Annotated in this window: 12 protein-coding genes; 5 read left to right on the top strand and 7 right to left on the bottom strand. The window is 35.2% G+C overall.

Annotated elements, in window-relative coordinates; genetic code table 11:
* From HMPREF3267_RS11175 to tadA, 4 genes are all read right to left on the bottom strand, one after another.
* Nucleotides 1-4,127, bottom strand: a 4,127-nt coding sequence (locus HMPREF3267_RS11175) for a Rib/alpha-like domain-containing protein (RefSeq protein ID WP_070866805.1), incomplete at its 3' end; no start/stop codon positions are given.
* 255 nt (nucleotides 4,128-4,382) lie between these two features.
* Nucleotides 4,383-4,949, bottom strand: coding sequence for an NADPH-dependent FMN reductase (locus HMPREF3267_RS11170; RefSeq protein WP_002459914.1), 567 nt, complete (start codon nucleotides 4,947-4,949; stop codon nucleotides 4,383-4,385).
* A gap of 15 nt (nucleotides 4,950-4,964) precedes the next feature.
* A complete protein-coding gene (locus tag HMPREF3267_RS11165) occupies nucleotides 4,965-5,834 on the bottom strand; it encodes a Cof-type HAD-IIB family hydrolase (protein WP_062078509.1) in 870 nt (289 codons plus the stop codon).
* Between the two features lie 123 nt (nucleotides 5,835-5,957).
* Nucleotides 5,958-6,434: a tRNA adenosine(34) deaminase TadA gene (tadA, locus tag HMPREF3267_RS11160; RefSeq protein ID WP_002459916.1), complete on the bottom strand. Its 477-nt coding sequence runs from the start codon at nucleotides 6,432-6,434 to the stop codon at nucleotides 5,958-5,960.
* 63 nt (nucleotides 6,435-6,497) lie between these two features.
* Here tadA and HMPREF3267_RS11155 point away from each other — a divergent pair, with 63 nt between their 5' ends.
* Nucleotides 6,498-7,115 (top strand): deoxynucleoside kinase, encoded by a 618-nt coding sequence (locus HMPREF3267_RS11155; RefSeq protein WP_002492985.1) that lies wholly within the window; start codon nucleotides 6,498-6,500, stop codon nucleotides 7,113-7,115.
* A complete protein-coding gene (locus HMPREF3267_RS11150) occupies nucleotides 7,108-7,782 on the top strand; it encodes a deoxynucleoside kinase (protein ID WP_002479451.1) in 675 nt (224 codons plus the stop codon). Before HMPREF3267_RS11155 ends, HMPREF3267_RS11150 begins: the two co-directional genes overlap by 8 nt.
* 188 nt (nucleotides 7,783-7,970) lie before the next feature.
* On the opposite strand, the gene HMPREF3267_RS11145 is transcribed toward HMPREF3267_RS11150, so the two are convergent.
* Nucleotides 7,971-8,663: an HAD family hydrolase gene (locus HMPREF3267_RS11145; protein WP_002459919.1), complete on the bottom strand. Its 693-nt coding sequence runs from the start codon at nucleotides 8,661-8,663 to the stop codon at nucleotides 7,971-7,973.
* A gap of 599 nt (nucleotides 8,664-9,262) precedes the next feature.
* Between HMPREF3267_RS11145 and HMPREF3267_RS11140 the strand changes: the two genes are divergently transcribed.
* From HMPREF3267_RS11140 to HMPREF3267_RS11130, 3 genes are all read left to right on the top strand, one after another.
* The gene (locus HMPREF3267_RS11140) at nucleotides 9,263-10,381 is read left to right on the top strand and encodes an alanine dehydrogenase (RefSeq protein WP_062078507.1); all 1,119 of its coding nucleotides are present in this window, start codon (nucleotides 9,263-9,265) and stop codon (nucleotides 10,379-10,381) included.
* A gap of 95 nt (nucleotides 10,382-10,476) precedes the next feature.
* Complete coding sequence (tdcB, locus tag HMPREF3267_RS11135) at nucleotides 10,477-11,517, top strand: bifunctional threonine ammonia-lyase/L-serine ammonia-lyase TdcB (RefSeq protein WP_002459921.1); 1,041 nt, start codon at nucleotides 10,477-10,479, stop codon at nucleotides 11,515-11,517.
* A gap of 28 nt (nucleotides 11,518-11,545) precedes the next feature.
* Entirely contained in the window at nucleotides 11,546-12,865 is a 1,320-nt protein-coding gene (locus HMPREF3267_RS11130; protein WP_002459922.1) for an APC family permease, read from the top strand.
* A gap of 813 nt (nucleotides 12,866-13,678) precedes the next feature.
* On the opposite strand, the gene HMPREF3267_RS11125 is transcribed toward HMPREF3267_RS11130, so the two are convergent.
* Together HMPREF3267_RS11125 and HMPREF3267_RS11120 are read right to left on the bottom strand one after the other, a co-directional pair.
* Nucleotides 13,679-14,755: a branched-chain amino acid aminotransferase gene (locus HMPREF3267_RS11125; protein ID WP_002459923.1), complete on the bottom strand. Its 1,077-nt coding sequence runs from the start codon at nucleotides 14,753-14,755 to the stop codon at nucleotides 13,679-13,681.
* Nucleotides 14,756-14,975: 220 nt separating this feature from the next.
* Nucleotides 14,976-15,929 carry an NAD-dependent epimerase/dehydratase family protein gene (locus HMPREF3267_RS11120; RefSeq protein ID WP_062078505.1) on the bottom strand — a complete coding sequence of 318 codons (954 nt, stop codon included), beginning with the start codon at nucleotides 15,927-15,929 and terminating at the stop codon, nucleotides 14,976-14,978.
* Nucleotides 15,930-16,360: the final 431 nt, after the last annotated feature.

The raw sequence follows: 16,360 nt of genomic DNA, 5'->3' as shown, positions 1-16,360 counted from the left end.
ACTGGTGTGCCTTTTGAACTTGGATAATCCGGTACGGTTACCGCTTTGGTTACGTCATCTGTTGTTGTTGGTGTGCCAAAATCTTTTGTGATTGGTGTTACTTTTGGTTCGTGTCTACTACTATCAGGATCACCAACCGTTACCGGTACATTCACATGGTCTTTTGTGCCATCTGGATATGTCACCGTCACTGGCACATTATGCGTACCTGGGGTTTGACCATTCGGTAATGTACTTGGATTATCTACTGTTACTGTTGGTGTGCCTTTTGAACTTGGGTAATCTGGTACTGTTACTGCTTTTTTAACTTCATCCGCTGTTGTTGGTGTACCAAAGCCTTTTGTGATTGGTGTCACTTTTGGTTCATATTTGTCTTTGTCTGGTTGTTCTTTCACTGTTACCGGTACATTCACATGATCTTTTGAGCCATCTGGGTATGTTACCGTTGCTGGTACTGTGTACGTTCCAGGCGTTTGACCATTTGGCAATGTACTTGGATTATCTACTGTTACTGTTGGTGTGCCTTTTGAGCTTGGATAATCTGGCACGATTACTGCTTTAGTTACATCATCCGCTGTTGTTGGTGTACCAAAGTCTTTTGTGATTGGTGTTACTTTTGGTTCGTGTCTACTGCTATCTGGATCACCAACATTAACAGGAACATTCACATGATCTTTCGAGCCATCTGGATATGTCACTGTCACTGGTACATTGTGTGTACCTGGGGTTTGACCATTTGGTATTTTACTTTGGTCATCAATTGTGACTTCTGGTGTACCTTTTGAACTTGGGTAATCTGGTACTGTCACTGCTTTTTTAACTTCGTCCGCTGTTGTTGGCGTACCAAATGGTTTGTTTATTGGTGTAACATGTGGTTCGTACGTACTATTTTCAGGGTTTCCAACATTAACAGTAACATTGGCATGATCTTTTGAGCCATCTGGATATGTCACTGTTACCGGCACTGTATATGTACCCGGTGTTTGACCATTTGGTATTTTACTTTGGTCATCAATTGTGACTTCTGGTGTACCTTTTGAACTTGGGTAATCTGGTACTGTCACTGCTTTTTTAACTTCGTCCGCTGTTGTTGGCGTACCAAATGGTTTGTTTATTGGTTTAGTAGATGGTTCATAAGCATCTTTTAAAGGGTTTCCTGTTACAACAGTAACTGTGGTTTTATCTTTTGAACCGTCTGGGTACGTTACAGTTACTGGAATAACTACTGTACCTGGGGTTTGACCATTTGGTATTTGATTTGGATTATCTACTGTTATTGTTGGTATACCAACACTTGTAGGATAACCCGGCACTTTAACTGAATTTTTAACTTCATCTGCTGTTGTCGGCGTACCATAATCATGATTAATTTGACCAGGCGTTGGTTCATATTTTTCTTTGTCTTGACGTTGATATTTAACTAATACTTCTGTTGAGATTGTAGAGGCATTAACACTTACTGCTGCCACTGAAGGTGTCGTTGTTTCATGATAACCTTGTTCAGTTAACTCATTTGCTTTTGGTGAAGTTTGTTCAGGCCAAGTTGTAGCTCCTGAATTTTCTGGAACCCAAGCATTCTCAGCTGATGTCGTATCAATTGTGCCATTGCCGTCTTCATCATAGCCAACAATGCGACCATTTACTACGTTAACAATTGGTGTGCGCGTAAATTTAACTGTTTGAATAACTGATGCATGTAACACTTTACTTGTATTTTCAGCATCTACATATTTAATTGTTCGAGTGACTGATTTTGTTAATGATGCTAAATCTGTGTAACGTGGCCAAACGATACTAGGGTTATTTGGGTCAATCGGTTGACCTGGATGACCAGGATTTTCTGGTGTTACAGATACATATGCATTAGTGTACTTATAAACTACACGTGTCGGTGTTTCTGCGATTTGACCTGTTGCATTTGAAGGTGCATCAGCAGGAACTTTACTTAATACATAAAGGATACCGTCTTTTTCAATCGTATTTGGCACTTTATCACTTGGAACTGTGTATTGATTACCTACGATGTTAGTTAATTGAGCAGAACCATCACGAATGACTTCATCAGCTTTTAGTTTTTCATTTGAGTCTTTAATTTCATAACCTACTGATACTGTACCGAATTTTGCATTCGCATATTGTGCTACAACGTTCACTGGAGAATGTTCGATTGTACCAGAAGTTCTTGTGTTTTGATAATAATTACTTTTTGTTAAATATTGGTTAAACACATAATATTTACCATCTTTTTTAATAAGATAAGGTGGCGTAATATCTGTGACTTTTTTATTTGAACCGTTTGTAGTCGTAATTGTTGCATGACTATTATCTGGATTACCAACTTGAGCTTCATTAAAGTTTGGTTGTGGATTATGTGTATTAAACTCATCCACAGATGCTAAACCATGTTCAACAGCTGGATCAGCTGAAATTAATAGGTTGCCACTGCCGTCAATATATCTTGATGTAACATCATAGAATGCAAGACTAGCTCCAGTATTAAGTTTAGTACGATCACCAACTACATTCCAGTTTACTCCTGCAGTTGTAGTGTATGTGTCTGTCAATCTTTGTCCATCTTTTGTAACTTCAAATGTTGCTCCCTGCTCACTAATTGAAGATTTGTCAGGGCTTAAATAGTTCAACGTTGTGCTGTTAACTTTTCGTTCTACACCCATATTTTTAAGTAGAAAAACATATACCTTGTTTGGATCTAATTGACCAGAAACAAGTTTAAATACTAACTTATTAGGTTGAACACTTTCTACACGAACTTTAGCAATTCGTGATGGATCCTCTTTAGGTGCTTTTAATACAACATCATTTTCATTGGCTACTGAATTGGAAGCATTGCTTGCTACCTCTACAATCATAACGCCTGTTTCATTAAAATCTCCAACCTTTTCAAATGAGTTCATACCTGTATCTGGTAATGTCACTGTAAACGTTGTATTTGTTGTAAATGTTTTACCATTAGTATTTAAACGTAAATTTTCCCATTTACTTTTAACGGTGCCATCTTTGTCAATGTTAATGTCACCACTAGTATCTATAACAGCTTTGTTTAAATTAACTGGTGCCGGTGAAATTGCTTGTCCGACCACTGTATAATCTTTAGATGCTATCACTTGATCATTAACTAAAATTGCACCTGTCACTCTTTTATCTTTAGTTACTTCTGGGAATCGTAATCCATCTTTATTACTAAATGAAAAGTGTAGATTTTTTAATTTTTCTACTTCTTTTGTAAATTTATAAACCCCTTCTAAAAATGTACCTCTACTTTGTAAATGCCAAGAGCGTTTTTCGTCGATTGTACCTGGGTTACGTTGAGAGAAGAATGGTATTTGATTCGTATTAGGGTTGTTATATAAGCTTTTGTATGAATCACGGATTGCAAAAGTAGTGCCATCATCTGCTTTTAATTCTTTAGGTAAACGTGTATCTTCACCTAATTCTTTAATACCTATTTTAAATGTGTCGCCTTCATGAAAAGCGCCTTCTTTAAAATTAAGCGTATAGTCATAGCTGATACCAGTTGTCGTATTGACACGGTCGTCAACATTTACATGTCCACTAGCTGTAATTTTCCCACCATCAATAGACACCGTATTTCCTCCATCACGGAAGCTACTTGTGCCATATCCTGGAATTGCTTGTCCATTACGTGGATCGTGTTTACCGGTATTAGCGATAGCGTTAGTTCCTTTTTGTGGTTCTGTATTATTCGCTTTGTATCCACGTGTTTCTTTTTTGTCTTGCGTTGTTGCTTTATCGCTTACAACTTTGTCTTCTTTCGGTGCGGCTGTTGGTGTTATTGCTTCTTTATCAGTAACAGCTTTAGCAGTGTTTGGCGCTTCAGAAGTTTTCACTTCATTTTGTTGTGTACTTGCTGCCGGTGGTGCTTCTGTTGCTTTAGCTGTGTCTGATTTAGCTACATTAGCAACATGTTCAGCTTGTTGAGCTTTATCAGCACCATGTACTTCAGCTGCTTTAGCAACGCCTGCCGTACCAAAGATTAATAAAGATGCTACGGTCACACTCGCTGCACCTAATTTGAATTTACGAATTGAGTATTTATTTTGTTTTATCGGACTCAAACCTAAATTCTTGTTTGATTTGGACTTCATTGATGATCACTCCTTGTTGTTTAAGTCTAAAAGTCACTCTATTAATTATATTATCACCTAAATATATGCCGAACAATACATAATAGAATATTTTTATTTAATTTTTAATTAATATAGTATACTGTTGTTAACCAATCTATATAAAACTGTTCAAGTCTTCTAAAACAACCATTCCAATATAAAAACACACCCCTAAAAATTAGAAATTAAATCTAACTTTTGGGGTGCGTATCAAAACTGAGATGTTTTGTCTTATTATTTTAAATGTTCGTATGGGCTATTGTTAGCAAATGATACAATTTGATCAACAAATAATTTAGCACGTAATTGGAATTCATCATCTTGTAAATAGTATGTACCATCAGCTGCTGTTCCATAATCATGATCGTGTGTTGCAATTTGTGTTGGCACTGCAATACCTAGTAAACTGCGTACAATTAAACGTAGATGAGATAATGGTTCTGACGTTAAAATGCCACCACTATTGCCTATTAATCCAATTGGCTTCATTTTGAAGTGATCCATATTCAAGAAATCTAACGCGTTTTTTAAAATACCAGAATAGGAACCATGATACGTTGGTGTGCCTAGAATCATAAAATCTGCTGCCATAGCTTTTTCTTGTAACACTTTAGCATTTTCTTTGATTGTGTTAGCAGCTTGTGTTGTTCCTGAAAAGTCTAATTGATGTAATGGCTTTTCTGCTAAATCAAAGATTTCGCATTCTACCTGGTGATTATCAAAAAGCTGTTGTAAGTATTTTGCCAGTGCATTCGTATGAGAATTGACACGTGCACTACCCACAATAATTAATCCTTTCATTCTAAAAAACACTCCTTATTTATTTTCGCTTTGCAATAATTTCATTATGGCTTTACCTACACCACTTTGTTCATTGGTGTCTGTTACATATACTGCCGCATCTTTCACTGCTTGTGTGGCATTAGCCATCGCTACTGGATACCCTACACGTTCTAGCATTGACATGTCATTTAAATTATCACCAATTGCCATAACATCTGCTAAATCTATACGTAACTGTTCAGCAATCGTTTCTAATGCGATACCTTTTTGTGCATCAGAGTGCGTAATTTCTAAATTGCCTCTTGCTGATGATGAAACTGCTAAATTTGGTGATTGTGCTAATAATTGTTCTATCTTAGTTAATTTTTCTAGGTCTGGATTAAATGCTAATATTTTCATAATAATCTCGCCTGGAATTTCTTCGATATCATCATAATTTTTAACAATGTTAAGCGTACCATTATCGATGCGTTTTTGAATTCCCGCTCTAATCTTATCGATATCACCTTGTTGACCCGCATGCTTAGCTATATCCATGTATATTTCTAAATCTTTATCTGGATTTTCTGTATAAATCCCTCTATTGGTGTAGATTTGATAATACGTATTGTGATCTTTTAACACATTCTGAATGCGCTGTGTTAACTCATGATTAAGATGGGATGTATGCAAAATGTTAAATGTCTCATCTCGTACTTCTGCACCATTTAAACAAATAAATGGTACACATAAATCAGTTTCCGCAATTGGTGTACTTGCCTCATAGAAAGCTCGGCCTGTAGCAATCACCACAGTTACACCTTGTTGTTGCGCATATTTAATTGCTTTAATATTTTCTTCAGAAACTTCATGAGCAGCATTTAGTAGTGTGCCATCCATGTCTGTAGCTATTAACTTTATCATTCATTAACCTCATTTCATTTTTTGTAGTTAAGTTAATTTATGTTTTATATACTATAAAATGATGTCCAAAAATTGTAAGTATCTCTTACCCTTCTTATTCTAACAAACTTCACACACTTTGTATTATGACTTGAATTGTCTTCTCTTTTTTTCTCTAAGCCGTTGAAAAAATGATCGCAACAATTGACCACATTCTTGTTCAAGTACACCTGTTTTGACAATAGCTTGATGATTAAATTGTGGTTGTTCTAATAAATTCATCAAACTACCACTACAGCCGCCTTTAGGATCAATCGCACCGTAGACTACTCGAGGTATACGACTCATCACAATCGCACCTGCACACATCACGCATGGTTCTAAAGTGACATAGAGCGTGCACGCTTCTAAACGCCAACTACCTAATACTTCCGAGGCGCGTTCAATTGCAATATGTTCTGCATGTGCAGTAGGCTGTTGTGAGGTTTCACGTAAGTTATGTGCACGTGCAATCACTTGTGTGTCTTTAACTATCACGGCGCCAATGGGAACTTCTCCAATAGCCTCAGCTTTTCGAGCCTCTGCTATAGCTATTTTCATGTAATATTCATCGTTTCTCATATGTCTGCTACCTCACTTATGATACAATATTCAATATCTATTTTAACATTTGGAGAAGTGATTATGAACAAACCTTTTATTGCGATTGAGGGGCCAATCGGCGTTGGTAAATCGTCTTTGGCTCATCAATTAAGCCAAACACTTGATTATTATGAAGAAAAAGAAATCGTTGATGAAAATCCATTTTTATCAGATTTCTATGAAGATATTAGTAAGTGGAGCTTTCAAACTGAAATGTTCTTCTTATGTAACCGATATAAACAATTAAATGATCTTAAAACATTACAACATGGTGTTGTCAGTGATTATCATATTTATAAAAATAAAATCTTTGCCCGTAATACGCTCAACGCTAGTGAATTCGATAAATTTGAACGTATTTACGACATTATTACTGAAGATTTAGTATTACCCAATATGATTATCTTTCTTGATGCTGAGCTAAGTGTGTTGAAACAACGAATTGCGCAAAGACAACGCAGCTTTGAATCTCATATAGAAGATGATTACTTATTGACATTACAACAAGAATACCACCACTTTTATGAAACGCTAAAAGCACAGGGTGCTCGCGTTATTCAAATTGATACGACACATATCGATTTTGTACATAACCCTGAAGATTATGCTGATATATTAACTCAAATTAAACCTTTGCTAGGAGAATTGACAAATGACTAAGACACTTATTCCTCGAGACGCTGTTATAACAATTGCTGGTACAGTGGGTGTTGGTAAATCCACACTGACACGGGCACTAGCAGATAAACTCAATTTTAAAACGTCCTTTGAAAATGTCGACCAAAATCCGTATCTTGATAAATTTTATGATGACTTTGAACGTTGGAGTTTTCACCTACAAATCTATTTTTTAGCTGAACGCTTTAAAGAACAAAAACGCATGTTTGAATATGGCGGTGGGTTTATACAAGACCGCTCTATTTATGAAGATGTTGATATCTTCGCTAAAATGCATCAAGAACAAGGAACAATGAGTCCTGAAGATTTCCAAACTTATTCCGAACTATTTAATGCCATGGTCATGACACCTTATTTTCCTAAACCAGACGTTTTAATTTATTTAGAGTGTAACTATGACGAAGTCATTGAACGCATTAAACAACGTGGACGTGATATGGAAATCAACACAGAACCTGATTATTGGAAAAAATTATTTAAACGTTATGAAGATTGGATTAATAATTTCAATGCTTGTCCTGTAATCCGAGTCAATATTAATGACTATGATATTCATGAAAATCCAGATTCATTAAATCCTATTATTGAAAAAATTGCACATGTTATTCAAACGCATCGTCAAGTAGATACTAGACATTGGACGAATTAAGCAAACAAAGTGAACAGCCTGGGATAAAATTCCTAGAAAAATAGGGAGCAGAACTACGAATTCGTAGTCCCGTCCTGGCAAGATTGACTAGGATTGAAAATAGCTTGGTATCAGCGTATTTTCAATCCAGTCAACTACCACCAATATAGAGTTCATAGCCTAAAACATAATGATGCCCCAAATTTTCTTTATTGATGTTTTTCTATAATATCGAAAACTTGTGATGCATCCTCCACAATTACATCTGCGTTAGTTAATTCTTCTCGTGTAGCTATGCCAGATAACACACCAATTGCTAATCCCAAATGTGCATTGGTAGCAGTCTTCATATCATTATTTGTGTCTCCTATGATTGTAACCGCTTCTGGTTTCACATCAAAAGCTTCAAATAACGGTGCTAACACTTTTGGGTCTGGTTTTTCTGCTGCATGCGTTTCCGTAGAAATAACTAAATCAAACAGTTCACTTGAGTTTGTCTCTTCTAAAAACTGAAGTGTTCCCTTTTTCGTATCACTCGTTACAATACCAATTTTATACCCTTTAACACGCAACTGCTGAATTGTCTCATAAACACCAGTAATCCAGTTATGTTCAGGTTGACGTTCATCTATTAAACTTTGGCTTGCCGTACGTGTCCATTTAGAAACATCTTGTCCAGCAAGATCACCAAATGCCGTTATGATTTCATCTAATGAACCTGAACCCATAACCGAACTGGGAACAATAGCATCATCTATAATACCCAATTGACGATGCGCTGTTTCTTTATGTGCTACTGGGAAAGTTTCTAAAAACTGATCCACCAATCGCAATCCAATTTTTTCCCAACTTTTATCAAATTCAATTAACGTACCATCTTTATCAAATAATATCCATTCCATATAATGAGACACGCTCCCAATATGTTATTTATCTAAGTTTATGTCTATTGTAATATAAATATGAGGCTCACAACAAAAATATGCTATTTTATTAAGTTACAAAATCTTTGGACTTCCTCGTAATCATCTTAACTATTCAACGCTGTAAAAATTCAACCTAGTCAACCATCTCTTTATGAATCACGATACCCTTTTGTATTGTAGGAATCCCTCTATTCCATGTAACGATTTAGCTACCTTTTTATCATTCTCACCTTTTTACAAAATTTCCGAATTTTACTTAATTAAAAAATAAATCTAATTGAAATAGTTATAAAATAAAAAACATCATATCACTTAGGATTACTTTTTATTTCATCTCAAAAAATTCTAAGTTCAAATTTATTTTTAGTTTAAAATTACAATTAATCTCAAAATATCAAAGATTCATAATTTTCTTATTTAAAAGAATTTTCACGAACTAAAATGTATTTATACCTATGTGTATCAAGGAATCGGGCATGTTTAATGTAAAATTACTATATATGAAAGCGTTTGACAAATGGTGCTCTCGCGATGTATATTTTTTGTGAAAAAAATCACAAAGGAGCGTTTTAATAGTGAAAATTGGAATTGTAAAAGAACTTAAACCCGGAGAAGGTCGTGTCGCTTGTACACCAGAAAATGCTGAAAAATTAGTAAAAGCTGGTAATCAAGTGATGGTTGAGCATGATGCAGGTGTAGGCTCAGGCTTTTATGATGATGCATATGAAGCTGCTGGTGCAACAATCGTTACGCATGAAGAATGTTGGACAGCAGACTTGATTGTCAAAGTTAAAGAACCTGATGCAAAAGAATTTAAATTTTTCAAAGAAGGACAAGTCATCTGGGGCTTCCAACATCTTGCATCATCTAAAGAAACGGTAGAGGCTATGCAAAAAGCAGGTGTCACAGCTATTGGTGGCGAAACAATAGAAAAAGATGGTGCTGCACCTTTACTTGCACCTATGAGCGCAATTGCTGGTCGCCGTTCTATGTTAATGGGTGCTTATTATTTAGAAGCTCAACATCAAGGTGAAGGTATTCTCATTTCTGGTATAGATGCAATTTCAGGTATTCCATCAGGTAGAGTTGTTATTTTCGGTGGAGGATCAGCTGCAGTAAACGCTGCTACAATCGCTTTAGGACTACAAGCAGAAGTTACAATTATCGAGCTTAAAGACGAAAGAATTGAATGGTTAGAACAACATTTCAAAGGTGAAAAAGTTACCGTTGTTAAATCAACACAAGAAAATTTAGCTGAACATATTAAAACAGCTGATGTCTTTATTTCAACAATCTTATTACCTGGTCAAAAACCACCAAAATTAGTTACTCGTGACATGGTTAAGTCAATGAAAACCGGTTCAGTATTAATCGATATCGCTATTGACCAAGGTGGTACGGTTGAAGGTATTCACCCAACAACAATTAGTGATCCTGTTTATGTAGAAGACGGCGTTGTTCATTATGCCGTGCCAAACCAACCAGGCGCTGTTCCACGTACATCTACTATGGTGTTAGCTGCTGGTAATATTGACTACTTAATGGCAATTAGTCAAAAAGGTATCGACCAAGCAATTAAAGATGATGCCGTATTAGCAACAGGCGTTAACATTTATCGTGGTCATGTAACTAACCAAGGACTTGCAACTTCTCATGATATGACTTATGAAGAACTATCTTCTGTTTTAAAATAAAGTACTTTAGCACTTAGTTAACACATTGTATTTAAATCATAGTTCCAAAATATAATTTTACAAAAATATAACTTAAATTAAAGGATGTTTTATCTATGACGATGAATAGTGAAGTAATAAAAACAGCAGGTTACTGTGATATACGTACCATTCAAGAAGCTAAAATGAAATTAAAAGGTATTGCTCGACAAACTCCTCTTATACAATCTATGTATTTAAGTAATAATACAACTGGTGGTAACGTTTATTTAAAACTAGAAAATATGCAATTTACAGGTTCTTTTAAATATAGAGGTGCTGCTAATAAAGTTATGCATCTTACTGATGAAGAAAAAGCTAAAGGTATCATTACAGCATCAGCAGGAAACCATGCGCAAGGTTTAGCTTTAACAGGGAAATTACTTGGCGTTGATGTTACAGTTATTATGCCAGAAGAAGCACCTATTTCTAAACAAGAGGCTACACGTGGTTATGGTGCCAAAGTTATTTTAAAAGGTGAAACCTTTAATGACTCTCGATTATATATGGAAGAGTTGGCAAAAGAAAAAGGAATGACAATCGTACATCCTTATAACGATCCAGAAGTTATGGCTGGTCAAGGTACGATTGGCTTAGAAATCTTAGATGCGATTTGGGATGTTGATACCGTGATTGTTCCAGTTGGTGGCGGCGGTCTTATTTCTGGTGTCGCAACTGCTTTAAAATCATTTAATTCATCTATCCATATTATTGGTGTACAATCCGAAAATGTTCATGGTATGGCTGAATCAATTAAACAAGGTGAAATCGTTTCACAATATAATGATCATACAATCGCTGATGGCACAGAAGTTGCTATTCCAGGTGATAAAACATTTGAAATAACAAAAGAATTAGTAGATGAATTTATTTTAGTTTCTGAAGAAGAAATTTCTAATGCGATGAAAACACTTATGCAACGAACCAAAATTATTACTGAAGGTGCTGGTGCATTACCAACAGCCGCATTACTTAGTGGAAAAATAGACCCTCGCTGGGTTAAAGATAAAAATGTTGTTGCCCTAGTTTCTGGTGGTAACGTTGACTTAAGTCGTGTATCAAATATTATTGATCACTTATTAAAACCTGCAGATACTAGTAAAGGTGTCGTTGGCTAGTTCAATCCCGTAAATTGGAGGTCGCACCATGAATACAAACTCAACAGATTTAAAGAAAAATATTGGTTTTTTTGCAGCACTTTCTCTTGTTATGGGATCTGTAATTGGATCAGGTGTATTTTTTAAAGTATCCAATGTAACAGAAGTAACAGGCTCAACAAGTATGGCTATGCTTGTATGGTTCTTAGGTGGTCTCATGACCATTTGTGCGGGACTAACAGGTGCTGAATTGGCTGCGGCTATCCCAGAAACGGGAGGCCTCACCAAATATATTGAATATACCTATGGTGATTTTTGGGGCTTTTTATCCGGGTGGGCTCAAGCCTTTATTTACTTCCCAGCCAATATCGCAGCACTAGCGATTGTCTTTGGGACACAACTGATTAATTTGTTTCATTTGAGTCCAGCTTGGATTATTCCCATTGCCTTTCTTAGTGCTGTATCAATATTAGCATTTAACTGCATGGGTTCTAAAGTCGGTGGTATTCTACAATCCGTAACTTTAGTAATCAAACTTATTCCTATTGCCGTTATCGTAGTATTCGGCTGGTTCAATAGCAGCAATGTAGACTTCTCATTGTTCCCTATAGAAAACGGCACGCATTCAGGTTTCTTCACAGCACTTGGTAGTGGATTGCTAGCAACGATGTTTGCATATGATGGCTGGATTCACGTAGGAAATATTGCAGGAGAACTTAAAAATCCACGCAAAGATTTACCTGGCGCTATCGCAATAGGTATAGGTTGTATTATGCTAGTATATTTATTAATAAATGCTGCATTTTTAATGACATTACCTATTTCTCATATTGCCGGTAACTTAAATGCTGCCAGTGATGCTTCTAACCTATTGTTTGGACCAATTGGCGGTAAACTGGTTACCATTGGCATTTTAATATCAGTCTATGGAACAATGAATGGTTATACTATGACAGGCATGCGTATTCCATACGCAATGGCGCAAAATAATCGCTTGCCATTTAAACGTCTATTCTCAAGCTTAACACCTACAAAAGCACCATGGTTTGGTGGCATGATACAAGTAATCATTGCTACAGTAATGATTTTACTTGGCGCTTTTGATACGATTACAAATATGCTGATATTCGTTATATGGTCATTTTATTGTATGGCATTTATAGCCGTATTCTTGTTACGACGTCGAGAACCAGAGTTGCCCCGTCCGTACAAAGTGCCATTGTATCCATTTATTCCTGGTATCGCGCTTATTGCCGGTATATTCGTTCTAGTTAATACCTTAATTACACAACCGATACTAGCGTTTATTGGGATAGCTATTACGTTAGCAGGTACCCCAATATATCTTTATACTAAAAAAACAACTTAGTAGTTGTAGCTAGTATTATAGAAATTAAATATTTATTTATGTAATGGCAACAAATATATTGATACAAATCGAGAACACTCTCCAAACCATGTTATGGATGAGTGTTCTCTCGTTTTATAACTTTAAAATATTACTACACAGTCTACGTATTTTATTATTTAAATAAAATAATTAGCCATTGTTTAACTTCATAGTTTATAAAAAATCAAAGAGCTTGTTCCCTTTTTGGGAAACAAGCTCTTTAATTAGTGTACTAAACCAAGACGCATCATTTGAGGCTCAGTATACTTAAGGAGTTTTTTCGTTGGTTATCTTCTAGGTTCACCGTTGACAAGAATACTACGTAAGAAATCAATAACTTTAGTTATGAAACCAAATAAATCATTCATTTTGCTCACCTCAATATATTATTGTCACTTTTATTTTAATCTCTTCTAAAATCTTTTTGGTTAATTTTTCCTACACAACCACTCTATATACCAAGCTGTAATTATGATTCAATAATGACACAAAAAAGTATGCGTTGTTGATAAAAAACATTCAGTACCTAAGTATGAATGACATTGTTTTTCTAATCAAAGCTATAATTTAATAAAAATGTTAAATTTTCTCTTTTTATTTCAAGAAATTTAAAGCAGGTTGAACATAAATCCTAAAATACTTGATACTTAAAAGCATTGAGCTTTGTCTTAATGACACTTCATATGAATAATGAAGGGAGCGAGAATACGAATTCATAATGAATTCTATCCCGCTCCCTCTTCAACTTGTCAGAGACATTGATGTCCCATCCTGTTTAATTCTAATAACCTATTAATATTTAGGAACAACCACACGCCAACCGTGTTTATCTTCCAATTTACCACTTTGAATGCCTGTGTAAGTATCGTATAATTTTTTAGTAATTTCTCCTGGTTCGTTATTGTTAATTACAATTTCACGGTCTTCATAACGTAATGTTCCTACTGGTGAAATGACTGCTGCTGTACCTGAACCAAACACTTCAGTTAAAGCACCTTTATCGTATGCTTCAAATAATTCATCAACGGATACTTTACGTTCTTCAACTTCATAGCCTAATTCTTTAGCTAATTCGATGATTGATTTGCGTGTAATACCAGGTAAGATACTACCATTTAATGCTGGCGTAACTACTTTTCCGTTTTCAACGAAGAAGATGTTCATACTACCTACTTCTTCAACATATTTTTGTTCAACACCATCTAACCACAATACTTGATCATAACCTAGCTTATTCGCATTACTTTGTGCGAGTAAACTTGCAGCATAGTTTCCTGCTACTTTAGCAAATCCAACACCACCGCGTACGGCACGTACATATTCATCTTCGACATAAATCTTTGTTGATTTCAATGTGTCTCCACCATAATATGCACCTGATGGTGATAAAATAATTAATAATTTATATTGGTGTGATGGGCGCACACCAAGGATACCTTCCGTTGCAAAAACAAATGGTCGAATATATAATGATTGGCCTTCTCCTTCTGGTACCCAGTCGCGTTCTACATCAACTAATTGTTTTAATCCCTCTAATAATACATCTTCATCAATTTTCGGCATCTCTAAACGTGCTAAAGAATCGTTAATACGTTTAAAGTTTTGGTCTGGACGGAATAAGACAACCTCATCATTCGTTTTATATGCTTTTAACCCTTCAAAAACGGCTTGTCCATAATGTAAACCTTGTGCGGCTGGTGATACTTCTAATGGTGCATACGGTACGATTTTTAAATCATGCCAACCTTTATCGATATCATAGTCATAACTGAGCATGTAATCTGTGAAATATTGTCCAAATCCTAAACCAGCAGTATCTGGTTTTTCTTTAAGTGCTTGACGTTCTACAAATTTTACTTTTTCTGACATGAATATTGCCTCCTAAAAATTTCCGTTATCAATAATTATATGTAATTATAGCAATCTCAACGGCGTCTTTCAATAAATTTTCTAAAAATTCAAAATATATCAGAATATTAACCGTTATTTAACAAGCATAACAAAACTCTTACCCCTTAAGCATTTTTCAAGCTTATGAGGTAAGAGTTATCCTATTTTTTATTGATATGCATCGTGTTTGAAGATATATTTATACTTTGTCTTTAGCTTCAATTGCTCGAAGCATAATCTTAGTCATCTTAGGTAAATCGTATTGAGGATTAAAGCCCCATTCATTGCGTGAACAACTTGTATCAATACTGTCAGGCCAAGTATCCGCAATGCCTTGACGATCTGGATCCACTTCATAATCTAAAACAAAATTTGGATAGTATTGTTGAATCGCTTCTTTGAGCATTTCTGGTTCAAAGCTCATTGCACTAAGATTATAACCATTGCGTGTTACTAAATTTTCACTATCTGCTTCCATTAGTTTGATGATAGCATCAATCGCGTCATCCATAAACATCATATCCATATATGTGTCTTTAGCTATATAGCTAGTGTAACGCCCTTCACGAACAGCTTTAAAGTATATTTCAACAGCATAATCAGTCGTGCCGCCCCCTGGTTCTTTAACATAAGATATAAGCCCTGGAAATCTGACACTACGTGTATCTACACCAAACTTTTCATAGTAATATTGGCATAATAATTCTCCAGCTACTTTATTCACACCATACATCGTTGTTGGTCGTTGGATGGTCACTTGTGGCGTATTTACTTTTGGTGTTGAGCTACCAAAAGCACCTATTGAACTTGGCGTAAAGAAGTGCAAGTCATATTCTCTTGCTGCTTCTAGCGCGTTCATAAGTCCACCCATATTTAATTCCCATGCTAATAACGGTTTTTTCTCAGCAGTCGCTGATAATAAAGCAGCCATATGCATCAATGAATCTGCTTCAAAATCCTTAACAATCTCAAACATACGATCCTTATCAGTCACATCTAAAATTTCAAAAGGACCATCTTTCACAGGTGAATCTGCTTCAGGTTCTCTAATATCAGTAGCTAAAACATTGTCTGTGCCATAAATTTCTCTACATTTACCTACTAATTCCGTACCAATTTGTCCTAAAGCACCCGTAATCATTATTCTTTTCATAAAAATATACGCTCCCTTTGTTTTTGCTAAAAGTATTTTTGTCCTTACTATATGTACATTACCTGTATTTACACAAATATTATAATATAAAAACGCTTACATGTATATACACAAAGTACATTTTTACTAACTAATTTTAAAATATTAGCTTTTTAATTCATCAAATATTCAATTTATTATAAATATGATTGTTATTAAGTGATATTTCGATACTCATTAAACATTCGAAACTAGGTTCTTTCATTCAATAATAAATCCTGATATAAAAATTCACAGTAATTACATATTGTTTTTTGATTTACATTGTGCTAAATTAAAATTTATAAATAAAAGGCAGTCCTAGTTTTACTTCATTGCCTTGCGATTTTACAGTTCATTGTAAAACTATTTATAAACTTTTGACGCCGGGTAGAAAACAGGGACAATAATAT

Origin of the sequence: Staphylococcus sp. HMSC62D11, assembly GCF_001839145.1 — a bacterium.
Lineage (GTDB): Bacteria > Bacillota > Bacilli > Staphylococcales > Staphylococcaceae > Staphylococcus > Staphylococcus lugdunensis.
The sequence above is the reverse complement of the archived record's forward strand: the minus strand, read 5'-3'. Positions and strand labels throughout refer to the sequence as shown.

Excerpts from the sequence above, each read along its gene's own strand:
- HMPREF3267_RS11170 (WP_002459914.1), bottom strand. The coding sequence starts at position 4,949 with ATGAAAGGATTAATTATTGTGGGTAGTGCACGTGTCAATTCTCATACG.
- HMPREF3267_RS11165 (WP_062078509.1), bottom strand. The coding sequence starts at position 5,834 with ATGATAAAGTTAATAGCTACAGACATGGATGGCACACTACTAAATGCT.
- tadA (WP_002459916.1), bottom strand. The coding sequence starts at position 6,434 with ATGAGAAACGATGAATATTACATGAAAATAGCTATAGCAGAGGCTCGA.
- HMPREF3267_RS11155 (WP_002492985.1), top strand. The coding sequence starts at position 6,498 with ATGAACAAACCTTTTATTGCGATTGAGGGGCCAATCGGCGTTGGTAAA.
- HMPREF3267_RS11150 (WP_002479451.1), top strand. The coding sequence starts at position 7,108 with ATGACTAAGACACTTATTCCTCGAGACGCTGTTATAACAATTGCTGGT.
- HMPREF3267_RS11145 (WP_002459919.1), bottom strand. The coding sequence starts at position 8,663 with ATGGAATGGATATTATTTGATAAAGATGGTACGTTAATTGAATTTGAT.
- tdcB (WP_002459921.1), top strand. The coding sequence starts at position 10,477 with ATGACGATGAATAGTGAAGTAATAAAAACAGCAGGTTACTGTGATATA.
- HMPREF3267_RS11130 (WP_002459922.1), top strand. The coding sequence starts at position 11,546 with ATGAATACAAACTCAACAGATTTAAAGAAAAATATTGGTTTTTTTGCA.
- HMPREF3267_RS11125 (WP_002459923.1), bottom strand. The coding sequence starts at position 14,755 with ATGTCAGAAAAAGTAAAATTTGTAGAACGTCAAGCACTTAAAGAAAAA.
- HMPREF3267_RS11120 (WP_062078505.1), bottom strand. The coding sequence starts at position 15,929 with ATGAAAAGAATAATGATTACGGGTGCTTTAGGACAAATTGGTACGGAA.